The sequence below is a fragment of the Burkholderia sp. BCC1999 genome (assembly GCF_905339975.1).
Lineage (GTDB): Bacteria > Pseudomonadota > Gammaproteobacteria > Burkholderiales > Burkholderiaceae > Burkholderia.
In genome coordinates, this window is record NZ_CAJPHP010000013.1 from 157643 (window position 1) to 183046 (window position 25404).

The window sequence follows — 25404 nt, forward strand, 5'->3', positions numbered from 1 at the left end:
CGGCCCGGTTATCGCTGCCATTACAGGAACACATCGATCATGGAAGACCTCGACGGAGGGCTGGTCAGCGGCTTGCTTGTCCTCGCGGCCGTTGCCGAATCCGGGAGCTTTGGGCGCGCCGCCTCTCGTCTGGGCAAGACTCAGCCTGCAGTCAGTCGCGCCATTCAGCGACTGGAGGATCGCCTGCACGCGAAGCTCGTGCATCGCACCAGCCGGCACGTCGAAGTGACGGACGCGGGCCACGAGCTGTTGTCAAAGGTACTGCCGTTGCTCCAGGGAATCGAAGAGGCGACCGCCGGCGCTTCCGACCGGACCTCGGTCGTCAGCGGAACGCTCCGTGTGGCGTGCGATGCCGCGTTCGCCCGCCTGGTGCTGGCGCCGGAGTTGGCCCAGTTCATGAAGGATTACCCCGCTCTACATCTGAAGCTGGAAACCAGGAACGACCTGACGGACCTGGTAAGCGACGGATTCGATCTCGCCATCCGGTTTGGATCGCCAACCGTTTCAACCCTGGTCTGCCGCAGGCTGTACAGTCCGCGGGTCCTGACCGTGGCAGCGCCGAGCTACCTGCAGCAACGCGGTCGGCCGAGGTCGCCGCAGGATCTGGTCGATGACGGCCACGAATGCATCCTGGCCATCGATCCGGCTACCGGTCGGCCCTTCGACTGGGAGTTCTGGCGCGACGACGAGAAAGTGAAAGTGGCCGTCAACGGCAACCTGACCGTCACGGACGCAGGAACGAAAATCGGCGCGTGCGTTGCCGGCTTCGGGATCGCTCAGATAATCGACCTCGGAATCGATGCGCACCTGCGTGCCGGCACATTGGAGCCGATTCTGACGGACTGGCCCGACGAGACGTTCCCTCTTTATGTCTACTATCCCAGTCGAAATCACGTTCCGGCCAAGGTGAGAGCATTCATCGACTTTGTCGTCGGGATGATGCCCGGGCTGCAGTCGAAGGGCGATGGCGCTAGCCAGCGGCCGTCATCGGCCGTGCTCGAAACGTTGCATCGCGAATAGTCCTCTTTCCGACGCACCTCCAGCCAATGGCCCCGAGAAGTCGGCACGCCAGTCGGCCCGCGCGGGATCGCGCATCGCCCTCACCTGCGTTCGGTTTCTACGGCGAAGGCATCCCGCGAGGCGTTTCGACAGTGCCGCGGCTCACCGGAGCGTAGAACACGCGGAACCACACCCAATGAGCAACGAAGGCCCCGCCGAGAAGAACGATCGCCATCATCCCGGACAACACGGCCATTCCACGTACGCCGCCAAGCAACTGCAACGCCAGATAGAACAGAACCGCGGTGGATGCCATTGCCGCAAGCGACGCGCCCAGCCAACGCCAGCCGTGCAGTCGAACGAGATCGCGAGACAGGCCGAGCCTCGCGCCCGCAAAGATCAGCGCCGCGGGAACCACCAACGCGCCAACGTAGCTGAACATCACGCGCATGAGGTCGTCGTCGAAGGTGTCGAGCAGCATCGGCACTGTCTGCGTCATCAAAAGCAGCCATATGCTTGCGAACAGCCAGGCCGCGAGGCCTGCGATGTACCGCGTTGCGTGACCGCGGGGCGCATCGGGTAACGCGTCGTTGCGAAACACGCGCGTGACGAACCACCACGCAAGCCAGGCCACGATTGCATACAGGGCGGCACTCACCGGCGGGATGAGCGGCAAGATGGCCGTCAGATGCGTGCCGTTGCCGGCCAGGCTCACCACGACCATCTGGATGATGAATATCTGCGCGATCTGCCAGATCAGCAGGCATAACGCGTAGGCCGCCAGCAGCCGTGCAGGGCGGCGGAACGCAAGCTGATCGCGTTGCTCGCCGTGCCAGCGAACGATCAGATAAACCAGACCGGTTCGAGACACCAGGTTCTGGATGAAACTGGTCAGTCGCACAGCCACCATCTGCGAGTCCAGCGAGAACCTCGTCAACTGCACGTAAAGGCTGGATAGAAACAGCACGGTGATGATGAACGCGGCGACGAGAGCCGCCGCGCCGGGTAGCGAGACGGGCCGGGTGGGTGAATTCATGTGGACTCCGGGGGCAAGGAGGTTGTCAGTTGTACGGCGCCGGGCCAATCGGGTGAGAGACGATAACGCGTCGCGCTTGTGAAACCGGTGTGGTCCGTCGTCAAGCTCGCCGGTTCCTGGTTTCGTGTGTCAGCTTGCGAGCAAGTTTGGTCGGTACATGGCCGTATCCTGCGGCAAGCAGGATGCGATGTTTTCTGGTTGGTCAGTCTATGAAGACTTGTCTGCCGATCCCGGAAGCGGCAGCCCCGTCGCGGGATCGAGATGCTTGGATTTCGCCATCTTGTTGATCAGTTCGTCCGAGGGCTTCTGCGGTGGCGTGGCTGCATTCTGTTCTTTTTGCCATTGGAAGGTGCCGTCCCAAGGGGGAAGCTTTGCGGGGGGTAGGGGAACGATCTTGTCGAGATCGGGAACCTTGGGATTGCGGCCGTCATTGGCTCGAAGAAATTTTCCGATAACGTTGTATCGGTGAACACGCTCAGGATCGGCGTGAACGTCGAGATTGGTTACCGGGTCGCGCCCACCATTTACATCAAAGGCACACTCAAGTATAAGCGCCGATTGACTGCTTCCTTCCTCGACGCTCATCTGAAACGCTTTGGCAGCATCACTGAATTTATTGTCGGTCTGAAGGCTCACGCCAAGGTAGTTCGCCGCATCGGCATGACCCTGCTCCGCTGCGCATCGAAACATCTGAAGAGCGATGTCCGGCGCGGCGTCGGCCGGATCAAGCAAATTTGCCACGTAATACTGAGCATCTGCGTTACCCAGATCGGCCGCCTTACGAATGTACCGGCGTGCGGCATCTTCACCACCCTGGAGGCCGTAACCATTCAGCAGGTAGTGGCCAATGTCGTAATAGCCGCTAGCGACGCCTGCCTTGATCAGCTGCTCGGCGAGATCCACACTCTCCTTTTCGCCATCAGGTGATGGTGCTGCCCCGGACGAAATCAGAATTTGCAGATTGTGGTTGGCTTTGTAATGCCCGAGAGCCGCCGCGATACGGTAGTAGCGAGCGACATCGTCGAAATTTTTCGGGCCGTCTTTTTTCTCGAGATACCGACCATATTGAAATAATTTATCCGCTTCCGGGTCAAGAGGCAGCAGATGATCGACCTCATGCACGCAGGTGAAGGCGAGATTCAAACGTACCGCACTTACGTCAGGCAACGGGCTGACAGCATTTTCGCTCTTCGAGCAAGCTGCCAGCAGGCAAGAAATCAGCAGGACGGCGGGCGTTCTACGCATGATAAATCGAGCCTGCTTCGTGGCCATGATCGAGCGAGCGATTGGCCACGAAGCGTTGCTGAATGAGTCGATCAAGCCTGATCAAGGTACGCAACGAGTTCCCACGCAACTTGTTCAACGTGCTGGCGCGTACCCATCATGCTATCGAGCATCGCCAGCTTTCTCGGTTCATGCACGACGACAGACGGCAAAGCATCGCCCTTGAGAAACCGACGCTGCGTGTCGCCAACCTGGCCGGTCGAAAGTTTCGCGCACCATACGCCGTCTTCCGGGCAGGATTGCCCCGTGTGAGCGACTGTGCCCAACGGCAGGCGAGACGCGACGTTTTCAGGTTGCTCCGCCTGTGACGTCTTGTCTGTCGATTCCGGGAGCGGCAACCCAGTCGCGGGATCGAGATGCTTGGCCTTCGCCATCTCGTTGATAAGTTCGTCCGACGGCTTCTGGGGCGACGTTACTGCAACCTGCTCCTTTTGCCACTCGAACGTACCGTCCCACGGCGGCAGCTTTGCGGGCGGCAGCGGAACGATCTTGTCGATGTCCGGGACCTTGGGATTTCGGCCGTCGTTGTCTCTCAGAAACACTCCAATAAGGTCGTAACGCCGGCTTCGTTCCGCGTCCGGCTGTTCGCCCAGGGCATATAGCGGATTCCTCCCTGACTTCGCGTCGAACGACTCTTCAAGGAGCAGTGCAGACTGACTACTTCCCGCCTTGACGCTTTTCTGAAATGCCTGAGCAGCTTCCAGGAAATTTTTATCATTCTGGAAAGTCACCCCAAGATAGTTCGCGGATTCCGCATGACCTTGATCCGCCGCACATTGAAACATTTGACGAGCAATATCCGGCGCGGCGTCCGCGGGATCAAGCAAGTTTGCCACGTAATACTGCGCATCAGCATTCCCCAGATCTGCAGCTTTTCGAATATACCGTCGCCCCGCATCTTCATCATGCTGAAGGCCGTATCCATTCAACAAGTAGTGACCAATGTCGTAGTATCCGCTCGGCACACCAGCCTTGATAAGTTGCTCCGCCAGATCAACGCTCTCCTTTTCTGGGTTAGGTGATGATGCGGCTCCAGACGAAATCAGGATTTGCAAATTGTGATTAGCTTTGTAGTGTCCATGCGCTGCAGCGATCCGATAGTAGCGCGCGATATCACTAAAATCCTTTCCTCCCTCCTTTTTCTGAAGGTATCGTCCATACTGAAACAGCTTGTCCGCTTCCGGATCGAGAGGGGGCAAATGATCAGCTTCATGCGTGCAAGTGAAGGCCAGATTCAGACGCACCGCATTCATGTCAGGTAAAGAATTCATAGCACTCTCATTCTTCGAGCAGGCTGCCAGTAGGCATGAAATCAGTAAGGTGATAGAAATTCTTCGCATACTTAATCGAGCGCGCTTCGCGTTGTCGTCGCGGTCTGAAAATTGACAATTGAAGAAAATGGCGCCTGCTTCTTTGAATTCAGAAAAGTCTGATTTTTTGAAAGAATCATCTTCCAAGTATCATAAACTCGCCCAAAATCATCGCCAATTGAATCACTCAAAATGTCACCGGCATCCTTTATTCCCTGAACTGGACTCAACTTCGTATGAATCGTCCACAGCCTTTTCCGAAGAGCCTTCGTTATATCGCCATTTTCGTGCGCGATGTTCAGCTCGCTATCCACCTCCATGCTGCGCGTGTTAACGTTCGCAGACCCATGAGTCGTGAACACATCGTCGATCAGCATGATCTTGCTATGAACATACGTATTCATCCAATTTCCAGCCGGGGAATCGGGCGCAACCAACGTACATATTAGCGTCTTGAGTCCAGGAATGTCTCCAGGGATAATTTTTCCCCGCTTGTTGTCATCAATCTTGGCATTCAATTCATTTAATTGCTGCTGCAACTTCTTTTTCTGCGCATCCATTTTTGCGTAGTACGACGCCATCTGTTCCGGCGTCCCTGCACCATACACCTTCGCGTTCTGAATGGCGCTGTCCACCCCGTCGATCCGAGTCTGCAAGTCCCAGCGTTGCTGCTGCATCACATCATCGCGCTCCATTCTCGTCACGTTGGGCATCGTGTCCGCATGGCCCAGCGACTCCATCATCCGGTACGTCGATACCTGTCCGTGGTCCAATGCATCATCGCTGGAATTGGTCACCACAAACAGGTAAAGCGGTCCGTGCTTGCCGATGTCTCGACCACCGCCGGTCTGCCGGTTGATTGCGGTTTTGATGTGATCGACCAGCGGCGGCCAACGGAAATACTGGTTCTCGATATAGATGTAGCGTGTCGCATTATCTGTCGTCTGCTTGTACATCGACCGGATATCGCGACGGTTTTCCGCTGCCTGCGATTGGGTCCGCAGAATTTGCGCCCGCAAGGGCGTCCCTCGATTCTTGTCGACAACGAGGCGTTTGGCGAGTGACCGTCGCGGCGTCGTCAAATCCATGTTGGTCGTGTGTTGCCACGCACGACAGAAATTCACATTCAGATGCTCGAGGATTGGCCCGGTCACCATCGCGGACATGTCCTGCCTCGGCGTTGCGCCATTGCGACCGGCGCGCGCATGCATCCGCGCAAACGAATGTTGATCGTCGTCCCAGTATGCGTCCAGCGTGTTGTGGCCCATTACGAAGCCAACCGCATGCTCCGGCCATTCATAGTCGACCATCACGGATTTTTGGTGATGCGAAGGCTCGCTGCTAAAGCCGACCGTAACGGCCTCCTCGTTCAAGCTCTTGTCGTCCCGGAACATCATCTCGCGATGGATGATTTCCCAGCGATCCTTCAACGAGAAATCGCGCGTCGCCATCTCGATGCAGGGCAGCCCCGGAATGCCGAGAATCTTGTCTCCTGGCTGTGGCGGAGGCAAACCCGCCGCATGCCGCGCACGCAATTTTGCGGCGATCTCTTCTTTGAAGTCGTCGCGATATAGCGATGGAGAGACCTTGCGTGCTTCCTTGTACCAGGCGCGGTCGTATTCTCTCTCCGCGTCGTTCTCGTTCTGAAACGCGCGACTTCTTAGCCAGTTCAATCCAGGCGTCGAATTCTCACTGAACTGGGCAACTGCCAAAGAGTCGGCCCAGCACAGAATCCGAACTCGAACGCCTTGCAGCCCCTTCGTAACGAGCAGCTCACCAATGTTCATCGATGCGACCCCAAGCTCGCGCTTGAAGTACATCGACGGCTGGAACCCCCAGCAGATGATGTCGACGCTGTACTTCGCCGCCAAGATGGCGTCATACACGGCCCCGAACGCTTCCCGACCGTTTACGAGCGGCCTGTATGAGCAATCAACCGGATGAAACTCGACGCCCTTTTTCTCGTCGTTGATGTCCACGAACCACGGAAAGGTCGGCGATGCGGTCGAAGTATGGTTGAGCGCCATAGGCGTCGTTATCGTCTTGTCTGTCATGCATCGTCTCCCGACCCTGTACCGAGCAGATTACTGTATCGCGTTCTGTTCAAAGCTCGATCACCCGGCGGCTCGATATCCGTGGCAGTACTGCTCTCGTGATACTGAAACCCCTGATTCGCAAGCGCACCATTCGCCGCATCCCGATACTCCCCCGGCACCGGAATCTCGTGCTTCACGCCATTGGCCATCTCCAGCGTGTACTTCTGCGTGGTGACCTGATGATCGATCGGCAACTGCCCTGACTTGTCGAACACGCCCTGCTTGACCAGCGCCCCGTCCGCGTAAAGCTTGTACGGCATACCCACCGGAACGACACCAGTGGCAGACGGTGACGCCATCGTATTCAGCATCAACCGCCGCGTCGGCAGATCCTTGAACGCGGGGTTGGTGACATCCATGCTCGTCGGACCACTGAACGCATGCTGCGCCCCCTTCACGTCGATCTTGCCCGGCGCATGAATCTCGATGTCGCCGCCTTTGAGCCGGATGTACGCACCGCCCGACGTCAACAAAATCTCCTGTTGCGCCGAGGCTTGAACCTTCTCGGTAACAGACGCCAGCAACAGCGATTTCTGCGCCGTCACTTCGACATTATCCGCATGGGTTTGAACCTCGATCTTCCCCTTCGCCGCAAACAGCTTCATCCCGGCGTTCTGCACGAACAGGCTCAGTTTCTCCGTAATGCTGGCAACGAGCGACTTGCCGGTCGCAACGTGCGTGCTTTGCCCGCTGACGATATTGACGTGCTGATCGGCTGCAACGTGCGTCGACTTCTGCGTCGACAGGCCGATGCCCGCAGGCGCGGCAACCAGGATCACGGGCTGCTTGAACGCGCCGGCGTCGCCCGTCCCTCCTCCGGCTGTCACACCGCCACCGCCCACCGCCCCTGATTCGTTGTGCTGCGCCGCATCGGCAAAGGCCTTGAACGTGTCGTGCCCATCCTTCAGGCTTTCCGCCTTCGACGTTTCGCTCGCCTGCGACAGGCCATCGAGGATACTCATCGAGCCGTTCAATTGACGCGTCGCCAACGTGGTATCGAGCGGCTGACTGGCGACCGGGTGCGTCGTCACGAACAACCCTCGCCCGGCCCGCAGCGCACCGTAGGCCTCCGAACTCAGATCGAAGCCCTTGCCCAGGTAACTGCCGCGCGTGTTGTCGGTCTGGTCGATCAGGTAGCCCAGGTGCAACGCCGCGTTCGTACTGCTGCTGTACAGGTGTACGCGGTTCTGGCCCGTCGAATCGTCCATCACCATCTGGTTGTAGCCGCTCCCCGAGAATTCCTGGGACCGGTAACCCGACAGCAGGGCGTTCGAATGCCATCGCGGCTTTGCGCCCCCGTTGTACACCCGGTGCAGCGCAATCGGACGATCGATGTCGTTCCCGATATGGCCAATCAGCAGTTCCTCTCCCGCGCGCGGCATGTGAACGCCGCCATACCCGTCGCCGGTATCGGATTGCGCGACACGCACCCAGCACGAAGCCCGCTCGTCGCCTTCATTGTGCCGGTCCCAGATGAACAGCACCTTGATCCGGTTCAGGTCGTCGGTATACGCCTGCTCCCCCTTCGGACCGGCAACGATGGCCGATTCGAGCTTTGCTTCGGGCTTTTTGTGCTCGAGGGGGCTGTGATACGGGACCGACGTGCGCTGCGCTTCGATGGCCACTCGATAGAAACCCGTCGAGCCATCGGCATGCGACACGGAGAACCGCTTGTCCGTGTCGTCCGCATCGGCCTGCTTCACTGCCTGATAGAGGCTATGCGGGTAATTCGCTTCGTGTCCGGAAAGCGGAACGTTGTTGACGATGATCCACTCGACCTCGATCACCGCGAATTCCCGGTGATCAGCCGCGTCCTGATCATGCTCGGGATGTCCGGTCAGCGTGAACCGCCGCCCCGCATCGATGCGGCGCACCCCACCGACACCGTCGTAGCGCTTGGCCTGCGACTCCCATTCCTCCATGCGGATCTTGCTGAGATGGTCGCCACGCTCCTGTTCGGGGTACGTATAGCCGCCCGTGTATTCATACACCTCGGCCTGCGACGGGAGATCACCCTGATTGGCCATCGTGGGAACCGACGTCGCCTTCGGATTGGCTGGCGTGGCGGGATTCTTGTAGTCGAACGTTCGCGTCGACAGCAGGACAGACTGCAGCGTCCGGGTTCCTGCCCACTGCGTAAAAGCGTCCACTTCACCATGAACGCTCGCATGGGAAAAATCGACCGTTGCCGGCTCAAGCGGCTCGAGCGTCTGAAGACGATCGGTGATCACCAGCGTATGTGACTTTCCGTCCTGCGCCTGTTTCCAGACGCCGTACAGGCCCTCGGATTCGAGCAGCCGGTGTACGAAATTCCAGTCGGTTTCGTCCTGACGGCAGTAGGATCGTGAAGGCAGCGGTTGCGACAATTCAAAGCGATACATTCCGCGTGCCTGCGGATGATCATTGAATACATCGGTAATGATTGCGTCGACGCTTTTATCTTGCCAGTGGCGCTGGTCGCGACGGAATTTCAGGAAATGCAGCCACGACGAGAAACTGAGCTGATAACACGCGAGGCCGCCGTCCACACCGAGTTTTCTCGCGGTATGAACGTAGCCGTGATGAGGCAGATAGGTCTTGTCGGTCTGCTGAATCCACAGCGTGACGGGCTGCGAAATCAGTGTCTTGAGCTGGACATCGTTCGACGTCGACACGCAGTCGATCATGAACAGGTAATCTCGACCGATGCGGGACTGCCCGAACACCCGGTGCGGGATCAGCACGTTACTGCCAAGCGGTGTATCGAGCTTGAGAAGTCGTTCTTGCTGAACCAGCCCTCCCGTGAGTGTCCCGATCATGCTGTGCGCATCCATAGCGCCTCTCTCAGAATTATGTTGTTCTTGACTGACGATTCTACGAATGACGATTCTGTGACGTCAATCGGGGGCAATTCAAATAATTGAAAACTGTAATCGCTCATTCATCCATATGAATGGATTTAGTAATTTCGCGATACTGCTCCGCACACCCCATTCGCACCGGTATGCCGGCGGCGCCGTGACGCTTGGCCGTGACGCACCGCGCAACGCGAAGCCGCAGCCCGCCGAGATCGAGTTCGCGGACGGAGCGGGCGCCACCGCTACGCCTTCTCACATCGTCGACGACACGCTCGAACTCGCCATCGACAAATACGTCACGCAAAAGCGCCACAAGGTCACCGCGCGCCGCCGGCTGCCGCGGCCCGCCGACACCACGCGTGGCGTGTTACCAAAAAACTGCCGGTCACCTGATATTCCCGCGCGAAAGCCTCCAGCCCTTGCACGACAGTGCCTGTCCGTCATCGCCCATCCGACCGCATGACACCCGCGCTACGATCCCTGCCCCTTACGCCCTAATGACGCCGATCGACGTATTGGCGTCGGGATATGCATCGCCCATCAATTCGTTAACGACGCTACGAATCGCCGCTCGCCTCATCCCTGGACGCTGAGCGCCTTCTCGATCGCGGCAATCAGCTTGAACGCATCATCCCGCGCGATCAAAAAACCACGAGGGGTGTACTCGCATCCGAACGCATAGAAGCTCGGCAGAAGTGTCACCATGTCTTTCTGCCGATCGAGATCGACTTCGCATTTCGTCAACGGGAAGAACGTGGGCGCCTCGGCCGGCATGTTGTACACGATGTTCTCCTAGTACATTTTGCGCGGCGGCAGCATGCGCTTTGCCCGCAGTCGCTGCCTGGCCACGGCGCTGGCCTTTTTCCGCTTGCGTTCCGTCGTGGGCTTTTCATAGCCGGTACGACTGCGCAGTTCGCGGATCAGCCCGGTTTTCTCGATGCCGCGCCGGAATCGCCGCAGCGCGACATCGATCGGTTCGTTGACTTTGAGTGTAATGGTTGTCATCAGGATCCTGTTTCAGGGAAAGGGAAGGGTGAACGGAAAACTAGCCAAGCCGTGTCATGACGGCACTCGCGATCCCGTCGGACTCGAATTCCGAATATCCGGCTCCGATCGACAGTGCGCGTACCGCCGCGAACATGTGCAATTCCTGCTGATGGCGCAGCGCCGAATCGGCGATTCCCGCGGGCACGACCGTGCCCGTCCAGGTCACCTCGCGCCGTTCTATCAATCCGAGCAGCTCATCGACAATCATTTCGTTCTCCGAATTCATGACGCATTGCACAGCCCGCGCACGCCACATCAAAGCGAGGCGGCGAAGAAATCCTGTTTGTCGTGATTGCTGTCGATGATGTTCTCGGCATAGCTCAGTGAGGCGCGACGTGCGTCACCGGCATTGTCGAACGGGCGACGCTCACGCAACATGAAAGTCTGGCTGCGGGTCAGCGTATCGTCGGTGCCGCGAAGGCAGATCTTGACCGCCGCGTCGAAACCGGCGTCGTAGTTGTGCGGGCTGCCATTCAGCGCCGGCACGTGAGGGTAAATCAGTGGATAAATCTCGAATCCACGGTAGATATGCATGCTCATGACGAACTCCTGGCGTTCGGCCACGACGCATCGCATGGGCGAACACATCCGGCCTGCATCCCCGTTGCGGAGCGGCCGATAGGGTGAAAGGGACAACGTTGCAGCGCGGAGGCGGGGCGATGCAGCAAGCGGGTATCGGGAGGGGCGAGCGGCCGGTGAGCTGGTGCCGGCACGGATGAACCCATCATACGCGCATCGTTTGTCGGACGCCCAACTTATTCCGGGTTGCGCGCGGCAATGCGCGCAGGTGCGATCGCACGGCATACGGTATTCGGCCACGAGGCCGACGCAAGCCGTGCCGCACGATTCCGATCGCGATTACAGCGTCGGCACGCGCTTCTTCGGGCGCGATTTCGTGACTGCGGCGGGTTTGGGCGGAACCCAGTTCAATGCGGTGCCGAGCCTGGGCAGCACGATCGCCGGCTTGGCACGCGGCGGGGCCTTGTTGCTACGGGACTGACTTCGGGTCATGCGGGTTCTCCTGCCGCACCGCTCGTGCGATCCAATGAGCGTGACGCATCAAGTCACGTGCGCAACCGAACACGCACGCTGCGCTGCGTGTCCACGCAGCGGCGTGCGTACGGGCACGACGTCGGTGCGTCACCCGTGAAGCGGCGATGACGTGCCGCTTCGTGAGCGACGCGGACGGCCCGGGGCAATTACAGCGGGGTAATGTTCGACGCCTGCAGTCCCTTGGGGCCCGTCTTCGTCTCGTAGCTGACCTTCTGGCCCTCGGCGAGAGTCTTGAAGCCCTCGCCGCGAATCTCGGAGAAGTGGGCGAACAGATCGTCGCCGCCGCCGTCGGGCGTGATGAAGCCGAAACCCTTGCTGTCGTTGAACCACTTGACGATACCGGTATCCATGTTAGATCTCCTGAAAATATGGATGAGCGCACGTCCCCGGAAAGGACGCGGACACAAAAAATAATCAAGGAGGGAGAGGACAACGAATACCGCAGGCTGCGGTCGATGATGAGCAGCAATCGCGCTTCTTGAATACTTACGCGGCCGACAGTACGCCTCGCCAACAGGTGTGTCAAGCGCTTTCGGCCGCGGGGTAGAGCGCGCGGCGACCGTTCGCGCCGCCCCGACGACACCCTCAGAGGGAGGCCAGCAAACGCAACTGATGCTCGGTTTCGGTGCCGTTGATCAACGCAAAGAACCCGGTCTCGCGACGCTCGACCACCGACAGGCCCTCGGTGTCGGAGAAGATGTTCCACGCGACGTCGTCGACATGCGCAAACCCGCCGCGCGATCGTGCAAACGCCCGCAACAGCGGGCTCGCCTCGCGGCGAAGCACCAGGCGATCTTCATTCAATACGTACGGTGCCAAACCGGCACGCAGGACGAGGTAACAGGGAATGGCACTGCGATCGATTTTCATGGGCACGCCGTTTCTTCCGGAGGTACGTTGCCGATCTCGCTCGTGTCGACGCGAACCACTGAACAGCGCTTGCTTCACTATACGCGCACCGCTGCCCGGCACGCCATCGCCACCGCGCGAAGGCCCGTCACGGCTGCGGAGATCCGCTAGAAATTTCGCTATACAAACGGATTGAACGGCGTACCATCGAGGCGTCGGATGACCGGTGGCCGATTCCGGCGCATTGCGCTGCATACCTCCTTGAATTCGATCGGGCCCCTCACCTCGACCGATCGCCCCGGCGCCGTCGATCGGCATTGATGCCCCCTTCCTGCCCCGTCGCTTGAGCGTGGCTCCGAAGCAGTTCCGGAGCAGCGGGCCTTCTCCTCTCCCTGCGGGCGGCATCCGGTTTGCCGGTCCATCCTTTACCCTCCCGCGCCAGCCCACTCGCGGTAACCCGACAGGGAGGAGCCCATGCTCTTCGACACGACACGTTTCCGGATCGACCCGACACCGCGCAGGGCGGACGACGAATACATCGCGCATGCGCGGATCACCACGATTCTTCTGGATGGAGATGAGCAGGAAGTTCACGCCAGCGGCGACCTCGCCGGCTTCGATGCGCGCGATGACGCAGTAGCCTACGCGACCCACTGGGCCGAAGGATGGCTGAACGCGCAGTTCGGTTGAGCACGTACGATCCGCAACCGTGGAGGCGACCCGCAACGGCGGAACGTGAACCGTTCGAGCGATGCCGGCTTCGCGCACGGCCGGCGCGAGCGTGAACTCGTCCCAAGCGCTAAAATCCGCCGCCTGAGCATCCACGACGAGCAAGCGTTTTGACGGCGTTCGAGCAGGGTTTCATCCTCACCCGCCACTGGCGGGACACCGCATCCGGCATCGAGATCGAGTTCTGGCTGGCAACCGAACAAGGTCCGCGCCGCGTACGCTTGCGCCCGCAGGAAGCCGTCGCGTTCATCCCGGCCGATCAGCAGGCGCTCGCCGAACGCACGCTGGCCGGCGAGCGCGAAGCCGAGCTGCGCCCACTCGCGCTGCGCGACTTCCAGCAGCGGCCGGTCGTCGGCCTCTATTGCAAGCGCTACCGCCATCTGTCCGGACTCCAGAAGCGCCTGGCCGCGGCCGGCGTCGACGTCTACGAAGCCGACGTGCAACCGCCCGACCGCTACGCGATGGAGCGCTTCATCACGGCCTCGGTGCAGTTTCGCGGCCAGTCCGGCCGCGACGGCACGCTGACCGGTGGCGAACTGAAGCCCGCAGACGGCTACCGCCCGACGCTGCGCTGCGTGTCGCTCGACATCGAGACCAGCGTCCACGGCGAGCTGTATTCGATCGCACTCGAAGGCTGCGGGCAACGGCAGGTCTACATGCTCGGCCCGCCGAACGGCGACGCAAGCAGCGGCGCAGGCACGCCGGACTTCGCTCTCGACTATTGCGACAGCCGGGCCGCGATACTCACGCGGCTCAACGAATGGTTCGAAACACACGATCCCGATGCGGTGATCGGCTGGAACCTCGTGCAGTTCGACCTGCGCATCCTGCATGCGCATTCGGAGCAATACGGCATCCCGCTGAAGCTCGGCCGCGGCGGCAGCGTGCTCGACTGGCGCGCGCACGGCCAGCAGCCCGACCACTTCTTCGCGGGCGCGGCCGGCCGGCTGATCCTCGACGGCATCGACATGCTGAAATCCGCGACGTGGACGTTCCCGTCGTTCAGCCTCGAATACGTGTCGCAGGCACTGCTGGGCGAAGGCAAGTCGATCGACAACCCGTACCAGCGGATGGACGAGATCCAGCGCCGCTTCGATCACGACAAGCCCGCGCTCGCGCGTTACAACCTGAAGGACTGCGAGCTCGTCACACGCATCTTCGACAAGGCCGACCTGCTGTCCTTCGCGCTCGAACGCGCGAGCGTCACGGGCCTCGCGGCCGATCGCACCGGCGGCTCGGTCGCGGCGTTCACGCACCTGTACCTGCCGCGCATGCACCGGCTCGGCTATGTCGCGCCGAACCTCGGCGACGTGACGGGACAGAACAGCCCCGGCGGCTTCGTGATGGATTCGCGCCCCGGCCTGTACGACTCGGTGCTCGTGTTCGACTACAAGAGCCTCTATCCGTCGATCATCCGCACGTTCCTGATCGATCCGGTCGGCCTGATCGAAGGGCTCGCGAACCCCGGCGACGACGCATCGGTGCCCGGCTTCCTCGGCGCGCGCTTCTCGCGCACCGCGCACTGCCTGCCCGATGTCGTACGCCGCGTATGGGAAGGCCGCGACGATGCGAAGCGGCAACGCAACGCGCCGCTGTCGCAGGCGCTGAAGATCATCATGAATTCGTTCTACGGCGTGCTCGGCTCGACGGGCTGCCGCTTCTTCGACCCGCGCCTCGCGTCGTCGATCACGATGCGCGGCCACGAGATCATGCATCGCACGCGCGAGCTGATCGAAGCTCAGGGTTACGAAGTGATTTACGGCGATACCGATTCGACGTTCGTGTGGCTCGGCCGCGCGCACGACGACGACGAAGCCGGCATCAAGGGCCGCGCGCTCGTAGAGCACGTGAACCGCTGGTGGCACACACACCTGCGCGACCACTTCGGGCTCGACAGCGCACTGGAGCTGCAATACGAACGGCACTACCGCCGCTTCCTGATGCCGACCGTGCGCGGCGCGGAAGAAGGCAGCAAGAAGCGCTACGCGGGCCTCGCGGCCGCGGCCGATGGCGGCGAGGACCTCGTGTTCAAGGGGCTCGAAACGGTGCGCACCGACTGGACGCCACTCGCGCAGCAATTCCAGCGCGAGCTGTACCGGCGGGTGTTCCGGCGCGAGCCGTACCAGGATTTCATTCGCGACACCGTGCGACGCACGCTGGCCGGCGAATTCGACGATCAGCTGGTCTACCGCAAGCGCGTGCGCCGGCCGCTGCGCGAGTACGAGCGCAACGTGCCGCCGCACGTGCGCGCGGCGCGGATCGCCGACGAGTTCAACCACGCGCAGGGCCGGCCGCTGCAGTATCAGCGCGGCGGCTGGATCAGCTACGTGATGACGACGGCCGGCCCCGAGCCGCTCGAAACGATGCGCTCGCCGATCGACTATGCGTTCTACCTGAGCCGCCAGCTTCAGCCTGTCGCCGACGCGATCCTGCCGTTCCTGCGGGACGATTTCGAGCGCGTGATCTCCGGGCAGGGGCAGTTGTTCGGCGACTGACGTCGTGGCGGCACGGCGACGCGGCCCGCCCGTCGCGCACTGTGGCGTATTCCGGAAACACAGTTCACCTGGAATCGGCATTTATCCGGCCGGCTTGGATTCCTAAACTTGCGTCGTCGGGTAAGCCAACCGCCACGCAACCGTCTGAGGAAACCATGAAATCGATCGCTGCCACCATCGCCACCGTCGTCGCCGTCACCGCTACCGCGACTGCCCTGCTCGCCGCTCCGGCCGTGTCCTACGCGCAGTCGTCGCACTCGACGCTCACGCGTGCGCAGGTTCGCCAGGAACTGTTCGACCTCGAAGCCGTCGGCTACGACCCGGTCGCCAGCAACGGGGACAACTATCCGGGCGACATCGTCGCCGCGCAGGAACGCCTGACCGCCAAGCGCCTCGCCGAACGCAAGAACGCCGAGGCAGCCTACGGGTCGAATGGCGCACCGGCTATGGAAGCAGGCACGCCGGCAGTTGCAACCGTGAAGCAGTAACGCGCGCGGCCGGTCGCGTCGGAAAAGAGCGCCGCTCCGGGCCGCCCGCGGCCCGTCCGGCTAAAATACCGGCCTGCCGCGCGTCCCGCCGCGGCCGGAGGACATTCAATCATGACCGCACGTCGCGGTGCCGCGGTCGCCATCGCACCCGGACACGAGACAGCCAGCCTGTCGAAAGCCCAGAACACGTTCAATACGCTCGTCAAGCAGATCGAAAAGCGGCGCGAGCGGCTGGGCGCCTGGGACGCCGTGATGCCGGCCTTCCAGAAGAAATTCGTCGACGGGCTGCTGCCGCTCGAACAGGCCTCGACGGCGTTGCGGATCCGCTTGCTCAATCTGCTCGACGACGCATTCCTGCAGAAGGGCTTGAGCAAGGCCGAACAGCGCACGCTGTCCGGGCTGATCGCCGACATGGCGCGCAACCTGCTCGACTTCAGCGACGACGCGCAGTTGAAAGTCATCTACAACCGGCACCACGCATCGGGCGACGACGGCCGCGCAGCGGCCGACCGCGCACCGGCAAGGCAAGAACCGGAGCCGATTCCCGACGTTGCACCGGCGGACGATCTCGATTCGCTGTCGCCCGACGAACTCGCCGAGCGCATGCAAGCGGAACTGGACGAGCAGTTCAGGCGCGACATGGCCGAGCACGAGGCCCGCGAAGCACAGCGTGCGAAGCGCAAGAAAGCGCCCCGACAATCGGCCGCGCAAGCGAAGCGCGAGGCCGAGCAGGCCGAATCGAGCAAGTCGATCCGCGAGGTCTATCGCAAGCTCGCGAGCGCGCTGCACCCCGATCGCGAAACCGATCCTCAGGAACAGGCACGCAAGACCGTACTGATGCAGCGGGTCAACCACGCGTATGAGAAGGGCAATCTCCTGCAACTGCTCGAACTGCAACTGGAAATCGAGCAGATCGACCGGCGCGCGATCGACGGCCTGAGCGAAGCACGGTTGACGCGCTACAACGGCATCCTGGAGGAACAGCTCCGCGAGCTGGATCAGGAGATTCAGCACGTCGAAACCGGCTTCCGGCGAACTTACGGGATCGCGCAGTCGGTCAAGGTCGCGCCCGATACCGTGATGCGCATGCTCACGCGCGACATTGCCGGCATGCAGCGCAGCAACCACGACCTCACCGTGGCGCTGCGCGAGTTCGACGATCCGGAAAACGTCCGGGTCTGGCTGAAGGACATGAAGCGCCGGCCTGCTTCGTCCCGCTTCGACGACGATTCTTTCTAGGCGCGGTTCGACCCTGCGGAAACGGCGGCACACCACGCCGCCGCCCGCCCGGACACCCTGCCTTACGCCTTGTGCCCCGAGATCGGCCCTGCTTCACCGGTCAGGTTGAACACGCTGTCGATCCACGCGAGAAACGTCGAGAACGTGAAGTCCGACCACTGCTGCGTGCGGAACGCCTTCATCACCGGCGTATCGGCCGGGTCCTGCTGGTTCAGCAGGTTGTCGACGAACGTGCCGATGTCGGCATCGGTGCCGTTCTCGTGAATCCCCGACCCGGTGAAGCTGACGGCCGTCACCTGGTGGTCGTCGATGAAGTCGTTGCGCGCCCACGGCATGAAGTAGCCGAAGTTCGGCAGCGGGTTCAGCGTCTGCTTGAGCCCGTCCAGTTCCTTCGCGAACATCGCGAGCGACAGCGAATCCTTCGTCGCATCGTCGGGCGCCGCCATCACGGCCGGCACGAACGCGCGATAGTGATACGCGGCGATGATCTTGTCGCGCTGGTAGCTGGAAAAACCGAAGCGATCATGCGGAAAGGTCGCCGACAACGCCGCGTACGCGCTCCCCATGTTGCCCGGATCGAAACGGCTGGTCAGCCGGCTGTTCACGGTGATCATCCCGTCGGGGCCCGTCATCCCCCACTCGGTGCGCACCTTGTCGTACAGGCCGACCGACGGATGCGCGGCCGCATCGGCATCGAACGGCGTGTTGAACACCGTACCGGCATCGTCGAGCAGCGAACTATGCGCCTGCGGCTGCAGCGTGTTGCGCAGCGTCGCGTAGTTCGCGAGCGTGCCGTAGCCGCCCGCGCTCATCCCGTACACGAGCAGCCGGTTCGGCTTGCCGAAGCCGTGCGATGTCAGCCACTGCGCGACCGCCTGGATGTTCTTCAGCCCGCTGTAGTGCTGGAGGCGCCAGTCGCCGGAGGGCGACGTATAGTTGCGCACCGCGCTGCCCATGTGGATATCTCCGGTGCAATAGGGCACGAAAACCTGTGTCCATTGCTGCGTCTCGACCTTCGGCTCGCCGACGAGAATGTGCGCGAGATCCATGCGGGTGAGCAGCGGCGACAGGAACGACGACAGCAGGCTCTCGTTCGCGGTGCCGTTCATGTAGTTGTGCGGGATGCCGTCCGGATTGAAGCCGCCGAGGCCGGCCTCGGCGCCGGTCGACGTCTGCGTGCAGGTACCGTAGTTCCAGCACGCGCCGCCCGGCTCCATCATGTACAGCAGGTTGTCCGACTGCGCGCGATTGATGTAGAAGCGCATCGGCGTGCCGTTGCCGCACGATGCGCCGCTACTCTCCGGCAACGTCACTTCGTACCACGAATAATAGGGAATCGACGGATCCGGCATGGTCGTATCGGCCGCGTGGCCGTTCAGTGCCGCGCAACCGAGCAGCGTCGCGACGGCGACGCGCAGCAGGCATCGTGCTGTGGACATCTCCCCTCCTTGTCGATGGACATGACGCGGCCGCCGGGCATCGTCCCGGCGTCGCGGATTCGGCGCTCAATGCGCGCCGGACGGTGAAGCGCCGTCGAACAGCTGGACACGCAACGCCTGCAGGCGCTGCGCGATGACGGTCTGTTGCTGGTCGGGATCGGCAATGCTCGCCTGAACCTGCCGGACGACGTCGCGGCTTTGCCGCTCGTACGCGAGATAGCGCGGATCCTGCGCGGGCGACGGGCCGACCGTCTGCTGCGCATACGTATCCCATTGCGCGCGCATCGACCGGATCGCCGCGCTGCGTGTCGCAGGATCGGCCTCGGTATCGGTCAACAACGCCGCGCTGAGCGCTTCCGCCTGCACGGGCACGATTTCGTTGCGCGCGACATGGTCGGGAAGTTCGTCGAGAATCCGGCGCGCGAGCGCGTCGCGCTCGCCTTGCGGCAGGCTGTTGCGGCGATCGCCGTACGCGGCGACTTCATCGCGGAACCGCGCGAACGCGACGATGCGCTTCACTTCCGCGTCGGCGTCGGGGCGCCCCGCGAGGCTGCGGCGCAGCGCGTCGACATCGAGCCGCCGCTCTTCGGGGCCGGGCGTCGCGGCGCCGGTGCCGAACGCATCGGCCGCGCCTGGCTGCGCGCTCGCCATCGCAGCCGTCGTGCCCGATGACGCGGCTTGCGCCGGTGTCGCTGCTTCATATCGCCAGATTGCAACGACGGCCACGCCGATCGCCGCGATCGCGCCTGTGCGCCGCCAGAGTGCCCTGTCCTTCTTCACGTCGCCTCCTCGTCACGTCATGCCGTTCTGCGCCGGTGCACCGCGAGTAGGTTCTAGGTCGAATCCGGCACGCAGTCAAAAGCGGCGCTAGAACGCAGGCACTAAACCTGCTCGCCTCGGCCGCGCCCGGCAAAACGTTTGAAACGCGTTTCGTTGCCGCTCGGGCACACGCGGCATGTCGCGCGCCACGCCCGTGCGGCGGCGGTTCGGGCCGGTGCACGTCCTGCGAGTCGCGGCGCCAAGCAAGGCACGGTCCAGCCGAACGTCGCGCGGCGGCGCCCGTTCGGCGTGGCCGATACGGATGGCCGGATCGGACCCGTCTAACGACCCGCTCAGCGCTTGGTCACCATTTTGGCCAGCCCTATGCTGATTTCCGACACGCGCCGAACGGTCGACGCGACACACACCCGAACCAGCCGAGCCCGTTCCATGAGCCGTGCAGACCTTCCGCTTCGCGCCCCTGCGGCCGTCCGCGACTACCGTTACTACCGCGACGCGCTCGCGGGCCGCCGGCTCCCCGCCGCGTTCGTCGATCTCGATTGCCTCGACGCCAATCTCGCCGACCTGAAGCGCCGCGCGCACGGCATGCCGATCCGGCTCGCGACGAAGTCGGTGCGCTCGCGCGAGCTGATCGGCGCCGTGCTGGCCGCGGGCCCGTTCATGCAGGGGCTGCTGTGCTATTCGGCCGCGGAGGCCGCTTGGCTCGCGGACGGCGGGTTCGACGACATCGTCGTCGCCTATCCGACCGTCGAGCCCGACGACCTGCGCGCGGTGGCCGCGCAACTCAGGCTGGGCCGCTCGATCACGCTGATGGTCGACGACGGCGCTCAGGTGGACGCGATCGACCGGATCGCGTACGACGAACGCGTAACGATCCCGCTCGCAATCGATCTCGACATGTCATCGGCATATCCGGGCCTGTACTTCGGCATGTACCGCTCGCCGGTACGCGACGTGGCCGGCGCACTCGCGCTCGCCAACCGCATTCGCGAGCGGCAGCACGTGCGGCTCGACGGGCTGATGGGCTACGAAGGGCAGATTGCCGGCGTCGCCGACACCGAACCGGGCGGCGGCGCACGCAACGCGCTGGTGCGCCACCTGAAGCGCCGCTCGGCGCGCGAGATCAATGCGCGCCGCCAGGCCGCCGTGCAGGCGCTCGTGGCAGCCGGCCACACGCTGCGTTTCGTGAACGGCGGCGGCACCGGCAGCTTCGAGAGCACGCTCGGCGACGCGTCCGTCACCGAGCTCGCGGCCGGCTCCGGCCTCTACGCGCCGGCGCTGTTCGATCACTACGCGGCATTCCATGCGCAGCCGGCCGCCGGCTTCGCGCTGCCGGTCGTGCGGATGCCGCAGTCGGGCATCGCGACCTGCTCCGGCGGCGGCTATATCGCGTCCGGCCCGGCCGGCAAGAGCCGCCTGCCGCGCCCCTGGCTACCGGCCGGCTGCACGCTGATCGCCAACGAAGGCGCGGGGGAAGTGCAGACACCCGTGCGCGTGCCACCCGGCTTCGCGCCGGCCATTGGCGATCCGATCCTGTTCCGCCACGCGAAAGCCGGTGAGCTGTGCGAGCGTTTCAACACGCTGCTGCTGATTCGAGGCGGCCGCGTGGTCGGCGAGGCGCCCACCTATCGCGGCGAAGGCAAGAGCTTCTTCTAGCGGGCTGCGTGGTCCTCATTCAAACCGCTCAAACCAAACCATTCAAACGAAACCCACGGAGACAACGCATGTGGCGCAACTGGTCCGGATATGTCTGCAGTCCTGATGCAACCGTATCGACGCCCGCGTCGCGCACCGCGCTCGCGGCCGTGCTGCGCGATGCGGCGGCTTCGGGCGCCACCGTGCGCGCGGCGGGCGCCGGTCATTCGTTCTCGCCGCTCGTGCAGACCGACGACGTGATCCTGTCGCTCGATGCCATGCAGGGCGTGATCGACGTCGACCGCGACCGGCGCGTCGCGCGCGTGCATGCGGGCACGCGGCTGTGGGCGCTGGGCCCCGCGCTCGCCGCGCACGGCCTCGCGATGGAAAACCTCGGCGACATCAACGTCCAGTCGATCGCCGGCGCGACCAGCACCGGCACGCACGGCACCGGCATCACGCTCGGCAACCTGTCGACGCAGATCGACAGCCTGACCTTCCTGTGCGCGGACGGCAGCGAGATCCGCGCGACGGCCGACACGCATCCCGACCTGTTCGCGGGCGGCCGGATCGGGCTCGGCGCGCTCGGTGTGCTGACCGAGATCGGCCTGCGCCTCGTGCCGGCGTTCAACCTGCGCCTCGAGCGCGGCGGCATGCGGCTCGACGATTGCCTCGCGCAAGCGGACGCGCTGATCGCGAAGCATCGCTCGTTCGAGTTCTACTGGTTCCCGCACACCGACACCGTGCTGACCAAGGCGTGGGACATGACCGACGAGCCGGCCGACGCCGTGCACTGGGCGAGCCGCGCCTCCGAATCGTTCCTCGAGAATACGGTGTTCGGCGCGCTATGCGGGCTCGGCCGGCGCGTGCCGTCGCTGTGCCCGGCGCTGAGCCGGCTGTGCGCGTCGACCGTGTCGGCCGGCCGGCATGTCGATGCGGGTTACGCGATGCTGTCGACGGTGCGTCGCGTGCGCTTCAACGAAACGGAATGGTCGGTGCCGGCCGAACGCGGCGCCGATGCGCTGCGCGAAATCCGCGACTTCATCGCGCGCCGCAGCTTCCCGCTGATGTTCCCGATCGAATACCGCTGGGTGCGCGGCGACGACATCTGGCTGAGCCCCGACTACGGGCGCGACAGCGTGCGCATCTCGGTGCACCAGTATCGCGGGATGCCGTTCGACGCGTACTTCTCGGGCGTGCAGGCGATCTGCCGCAATCACGGCGGGCGGCCGCACTGGGGCAAGGTGCATACGCTGCGCGCGGCCGAGCTGGCCACGTGCTACCCACACTGGGACGACTTCCTCGCGCTGCGCGAACGGATGGACCCGCACGGCCGCTTCCTGACGCCGTACCTGCGCACGCTGTTCGGGCTACGGCAAAGCTCATCGGCACCCGCGCCGGCTTCCACGGCCCGCCGAGGGACACACCCGATGCACGAAACGGCCGGCGTCGCGCAAGATCGGCCGCGTTCCAGCCAGGAGGCTTCATGAGCACCGCCACGCTGCACACCGCCGCACCGTCGCGCCCCGATCCGTCGACCGGCGCCGTCGTGCGCCTCGCGCTCGCGTTCGCGGCGGCCACCAACGGCCTGATCCTGTCGCCGTTTCTCGTCGCGGCCGTGATGACGCGCTTCCGGCTCGACGAAGGCACGGCGACCGCGCTCGTCAGCGCCGAGATCCTCGGCATCGCGATCAGTTGTGCGCTGCTGTCGCACCGGATCGCGCGCGCCGCGCGGCCGTTCACGCTGGCCGGCATCGTCGGCACGATCGTCGGCCAGGCGGCCAGCGCGGTCGCGCCCGGCGTCGCATCGGCGGCCGCCGCGCGCGGGATGACGGGGCTGTTCGAAGGGATGCTGTTCGTCGTCGTCGCATCGGGTGTGTCGCAGCGCGCGTCGACCGACCGCCTGTGGGGGCAAATCAACCTGCTCGCGGGCGGCATCAACGGCGGCATCCTCGTGCTGATCTCCGCGCTGCCGGCCGCGTGGCTCGGCCGCTGGGTGTTCGCGCTGCTGGCTGCCGTCGTCGCCGTGCTGGCGCCCGCGATCCGCGGCATCGACGCGTTCGCGAGCGCGCAGTCGCAGGCCCGCGTACGCGGCCACGCGCTGCCGTGGCGGCCGGTCGTCGCGATCTGGGTCGTGACCGCGCTCGTGTACGGCGTGCAGGCGTCGCAATGGGCGATTGCCGGCTTCGTCGGCGAGCGGGCCGGGCTGTCGCCGACGACGATCGGCGTGCTGCTGTCGGTGTCGTCGCTGCTCGGCTTCGTCGGCGCGGCGATTCCGTCGCACCCGGCCAGCCACAAGCACCGCCTCGTGCTGATCTGGGCCGCTCAGCTCGCGATGATCGGGTCGATCGAATGGTTCTTCGCCGCGCGCGGCGGCAGCGCGTACTTCCTGAGCCAGTTCGTGTTGAACAGCGCGTTCTTCGTCATCGTGCCGTTCCTCACTGGGATGCTGTCCGACGTCGACCCGGACGGCTCGCTCGTCGCGCGCACGCTCGTCGTCACGTTCTTCGCGGCCGGTATCGGCACCGCGCTGTCCGGCGCGCTGCTCGACCGCTTCGGCGGCACGCATGTCGCCCACGTGCTGTGCGTGGCCGTGCTGGCGGCCGCGCCATGCGTGCGCATCGCGTTGCGTCGCGCGGAATCGGGCGCCGTGGCCCGCGCGTCGTCCTGATCGCACTGCGCAACGGCGTGGCCGCGACGCACCACGAGATTGGCCGCCACGGCCGTGGCCCGCGCAAATTTGGTTTTCTACAGTCGTTTCCGGCAGTGCAACGCTGCCGGCCCCCTGACCGATGTGGAGTCCAGAAGAATGAATCGTCCCGATAGCATTCGCGCGGCGTGCTGCGCGGTGATGGTCCTGGCCAGTGCCGGCGCGCATGCGCAAAGCAACGTGACGCTCTACGGCGTGATCGATGCGGGCATCCGCTACGAGACGCACGGCGTGTCCTATGGCGCCGACGGCACGCCGGTGTCGACCGGCCGCAAGATCTCGATGGCCGACGGCGGCGGCCTGACCGAAAGCTACTGGGGCCTCAAGGGCAATGAGGATCTGGGCGGCGGGCTGTCCGCGCAGTTCAACGTGGAAAGCCACTTCGGCCCGAACAGCGGCGCCATCGTGCCGGCCGGCTCGCCGAATTTCTTCCAGGTCGCGTACGTGGGACTGACGTCGACGTCGCTCGGCCAGCTCTCGCTCGGGCGCCAGTACAACGTGCCGTTCGAGATGGTGTCGCTGACCTTCGGCTCGAACCTGTGGGCCGGCCCGCAGGACCCGTACTTCAACCTGTTCAAGCCGGAGCAGACGATGCTCGCGGGCGCGCGCACCAGCAACATGATCCAGTACGGCGCGCAGCTCGGCAGCTTCTACCTGCTCGCGCAATACGCGCCAGGCGGTCACGCGGGCGGCGGCGTGAACGGCGGCCAGCTCGGCGCGGCCGCCGCGTATGCGCCGGACAAGGGGCCGTTCACGGTCGGCGCATCGTTCATGCGCAGCTGGGACGACGTCACGCACGGGAAATTCGACATCTGCACGGGCGGCGGCTCGGTGACGATCGGCAACGCGACCGTCAACGCCGGCTATATCGAGAACGCGCGCGACAACGACTTCACGTCGTTCGAGAACGGCCCGTTCAGCCCGACCGACCTGGCCGGGCTCGGCATCATCTCGCCCGCGCAGGTGGTCGACCCGACGACACCCGGCGGGTTCCGCCGCCGCAAGATGGCGCTCGCGGGGCTGACGTACCGCTTCACATCGGCGTTTACGGCGGCCGTCAACGCGTGGTGGACCCAGCAGTCGGGCTACACGTCGGACTTCGACGGCCGCGCGCGCCAGTTTCAGGTGATCGCCGGCTACAGCCTGTCGAAGCGCAGCATGCTCTATGCGGAAGTCGACTATGCGATCTACCGAGGCGGGCTGGTCGGCGCGCAGCTGGTCGGCGTGAACGGGCAGGCGCCGAGCACGAGCACCACGCAGCTCGGTGCGACGGTCGGCCTGCGCCACTACTTCTGACGCGGGGTCGCATGGCATGTGGGCGATAACGGTCGGGGCGGCACCCCGGCCGGGCGGGACGAGTACAATCCGTGGAAAAAAA

24 protein-coding genes are annotated in these 25404 nt (G+C 63.6%); 11 read left to right on the forward strand and 13 right to left on the reverse strand.

The genetic code is table 11. The annotated features are described in order from the left end of the window. Window positions 1-39: 39 nt before the first annotated feature. Window positions 40-1020 (forward strand): LysR family transcriptional regulator, encoded by a 981-nt coding sequence (locus U5809_RS20525; protein ID WP_322087902.1) that lies wholly within the window; start codon window positions 40-42, stop codon window positions 1018-1020. Window positions 1021-1117: 97 nt separating this feature from the next. Here U5809_RS20525 and U5809_RS20530 read toward each other — a convergent pair whose 3' ends face one another. The 5 genes from U5809_RS20530 to U5809_RS20550 all read right to left on the reverse strand — a co-directional run bounded on the left by U5809_RS20530 (window position 1118) and on the right by U5809_RS20550 (window position 9538). Then, entirely contained in the window at window positions 1118-2035 is a 918-nt protein-coding gene (locus U5809_RS20530; protein ID WP_322087903.1) for a hypothetical protein, read from the reverse strand. 207 nt (window positions 2036-2242) lie between these two features. Beyond that, on the reverse strand, window positions 2243-3307 hold the full coding sequence (locus U5809_RS20535; protein WP_322087904.1) for a sel1 repeat family protein: 1065 nt from the start codon (window positions 3305-3307) through the stop codon (window positions 2243-2245). A 44-nt stretch (window positions 3308-3351) separates the two neighbouring features. Continuing rightward, the gene (locus U5809_RS20540) at window positions 3352-4659 is read right to left on the reverse strand and encodes a sel1 repeat family protein (RefSeq protein WP_322087976.1); all 1308 of its coding nucleotides are present in this window, start codon (window positions 4657-4659) and stop codon (window positions 3352-3354) included. 2 nt (window positions 4660-4661) lie between these two features. Next, the gene (locus tag U5809_RS20545; RefSeq protein WP_322087905.1) at window positions 4662-6683 is read right to left on the reverse strand and encodes a phospholipase D-like domain-containing protein; all 2022 of its coding nucleotides are present in this window, start codon (window positions 6681-6683) and stop codon (window positions 4662-4664) included. After that, window positions 6680-9538: a type VI secretion system Vgr family protein gene (locus U5809_RS20550; RefSeq protein WP_322087906.1), complete on the reverse strand. Its 2859-nt coding sequence runs from the start codon at window positions 9536-9538 to the stop codon at window positions 6680-6682. The genes U5809_RS20545 and U5809_RS20550 overlap by 4 nt, the downstream gene beginning before the upstream one ends. A 184-nt stretch (window positions 9539-9722) precedes the next feature. Here U5809_RS20550 and U5809_RS20555 point away from each other — a divergent pair, with 184 nt between their 5' ends. Then, entirely contained in the window at window positions 9723-10025 is a 303-nt protein-coding gene (locus tag U5809_RS20555; protein WP_322087907.1) for a hypothetical protein, read from the forward strand. Between the two features lie 113 nt (window positions 10026-10138). Here U5809_RS20555 and U5809_RS20560 read toward each other — a convergent pair whose 3' ends face one another. From U5809_RS20560 to U5809_RS20575, 4 genes are read right to left on the reverse strand one after another with little or no spacing between them, the layout of a single operon-like run. After that, complete coding sequence (locus tag U5809_RS20560; RefSeq protein ID WP_322087908.1) at window positions 10139-10345, reverse strand: hypothetical protein; 207 nt, start codon at window positions 10343-10345, stop codon at window positions 10139-10141. A gap of 9 nt (window positions 10346-10354) precedes the next feature. After that, window positions 10355-10567: a 30S ribosomal protein S21 gene (rpsU, locus tag U5809_RS20565; RefSeq protein WP_034189687.1), complete on the reverse strand. Its 213-nt coding sequence runs from the start codon at window positions 10565-10567 to the stop codon at window positions 10355-10357. Between the two features lie 40 nt (window positions 10568-10607). Then, window positions 10608-10817 (reverse strand): hypothetical protein, encoded by a 210-nt coding sequence (locus U5809_RS20570; protein WP_322087977.1) that lies wholly within the window; start codon window positions 10815-10817, stop codon window positions 10608-10610. A gap of 47 nt (window positions 10818-10864) precedes the next feature. After that, entirely contained in the window at window positions 10865-11149 is a 285-nt protein-coding gene (locus U5809_RS20575; RefSeq protein WP_322087909.1) for a hypothetical protein, read from the reverse strand. A gap of 295 nt (window positions 11150-11444) precedes the next feature. On the opposite strand from U5809_RS20575, the gene U5809_RS20580 reads away from it, so the two are divergent. Then, entirely contained in the window at window positions 11445-11609 is a 165-nt protein-coding gene (locus tag U5809_RS20580) for a hypothetical protein (protein ID WP_322087911.1), read from the forward strand. Window positions 11610-11808: 199 nt separating this feature from the next. Here U5809_RS20580 and U5809_RS20585 read toward each other — a convergent pair whose 3' ends face one another. Together U5809_RS20585 and U5809_RS20590 are read right to left on the reverse strand one after the other, a co-directional pair. Continuing rightward, window positions 11809-12012: a cold-shock protein gene (locus U5809_RS20585; protein WP_322087912.1), complete on the reverse strand. Its 204-nt coding sequence runs from the start codon at window positions 12010-12012 to the stop codon at window positions 11809-11811. A 235-nt stretch (window positions 12013-12247) separates the two neighbouring features. Then, window positions 12248-12532, reverse strand: coding sequence for a hypothetical protein (locus U5809_RS20590; protein WP_322087978.1), 285 nt, complete (start codon window positions 12530-12532; stop codon window positions 12248-12250). A gap of 453 nt (window positions 12533-12985) precedes the next feature. Here U5809_RS20590 and U5809_RS20595 point away from each other — a divergent pair, with 453 nt between their 5' ends. From U5809_RS20595 to U5809_RS20610, 4 genes are all read left to right on the forward strand, one after another. After that, window positions 12986-13201: a hypothetical protein gene (locus U5809_RS20595; protein WP_322087913.1), complete on the forward strand. Its 216-nt coding sequence runs from the start codon at window positions 12986-12988 to the stop codon at window positions 13199-13201. A gap of 149 nt (window positions 13202-13350) precedes the next feature. After that, on the forward strand, window positions 13351-15735 hold the full coding sequence (locus tag U5809_RS20600; RefSeq protein WP_322087914.1) for a DNA polymerase II: 2385 nt from the start codon (window positions 13351-13353) through the stop codon (window positions 15733-15735). A 155-nt stretch (window positions 15736-15890) separates the two neighbouring features. Further along, window positions 15891-16223 (forward strand): DUF4148 domain-containing protein, encoded by a 333-nt coding sequence (locus U5809_RS20605; RefSeq protein ID WP_322087915.1) that lies wholly within the window; start codon window positions 15891-15893, stop codon window positions 16221-16223. A 111-nt stretch (window positions 16224-16334) separates the two neighbouring features. Next, a complete protein-coding gene (locus U5809_RS20610) occupies window positions 16335-17462 on the forward strand; it encodes a molecular chaperone DnaJ (protein ID WP_322087916.1) in 1128 nt (375 codons plus the stop codon). A 62-nt stretch (window positions 17463-17524) separates the two neighbouring features. Here the strand turns inward: U5809_RS20610 and U5809_RS20615 are convergent, their stop codons facing one another. Together U5809_RS20615 and plcR are read right to left on the reverse strand one after the other, a co-directional pair. Next, entirely contained in the window at window positions 17525-18901 is a 1377-nt protein-coding gene (locus U5809_RS20615) for a pectin acetylesterase-family hydrolase (protein ID WP_322087917.1), read from the reverse strand. Between the two features lie 66 nt (window positions 18902-18967). Further along, the gene (plcR, locus tag U5809_RS20620; protein WP_322087918.1) at window positions 18968-19681 is read right to left on the reverse strand and encodes a phospholipase C accessory protein PlcR; all 714 of its coding nucleotides are present in this window, start codon (window positions 19679-19681) and stop codon (window positions 18968-18970) included. A gap of 429 nt (window positions 19682-20110) precedes the next feature. On the opposite strand from plcR, the gene U5809_RS20625 reads away from it, so the two are divergent. From U5809_RS20625 to U5809_RS20640, 4 genes are all read left to right on the forward strand, one after another. Beyond that, entirely contained in the window at window positions 20111-21337 is a 1227-nt protein-coding gene (locus U5809_RS20625) for an amino acid deaminase/aldolase (RefSeq protein ID WP_322087919.1), read from the forward strand. Between the two features lie 68 nt (window positions 21338-21405). After that, the gene (locus U5809_RS20630; protein ID WP_322087920.1) at window positions 21406-22806 is read left to right on the forward strand and encodes a D-arabinono-1,4-lactone oxidase; all 1401 of its coding nucleotides are present in this window, start codon (window positions 21406-21408) and stop codon (window positions 22804-22806) included. Then, on the forward strand, window positions 22803-23987 hold the full coding sequence (locus tag U5809_RS20635; RefSeq protein WP_322087922.1) for an MFS transporter: 1185 nt from the start codon (window positions 22803-22805) through the stop codon (window positions 23985-23987). The genes U5809_RS20630 and U5809_RS20635 overlap by 4 nt, the downstream gene beginning before the upstream one ends. 138 nt (window positions 23988-24125) lie before the next feature. Then, on the forward strand, window positions 24126-25322 hold the full coding sequence (locus U5809_RS20640; RefSeq protein ID WP_322087923.1) for a porin: 1197 nt from the start codon (window positions 24126-24128) through the stop codon (window positions 25320-25322). Window positions 25323-25404 lie beyond the last annotated feature (82 nt).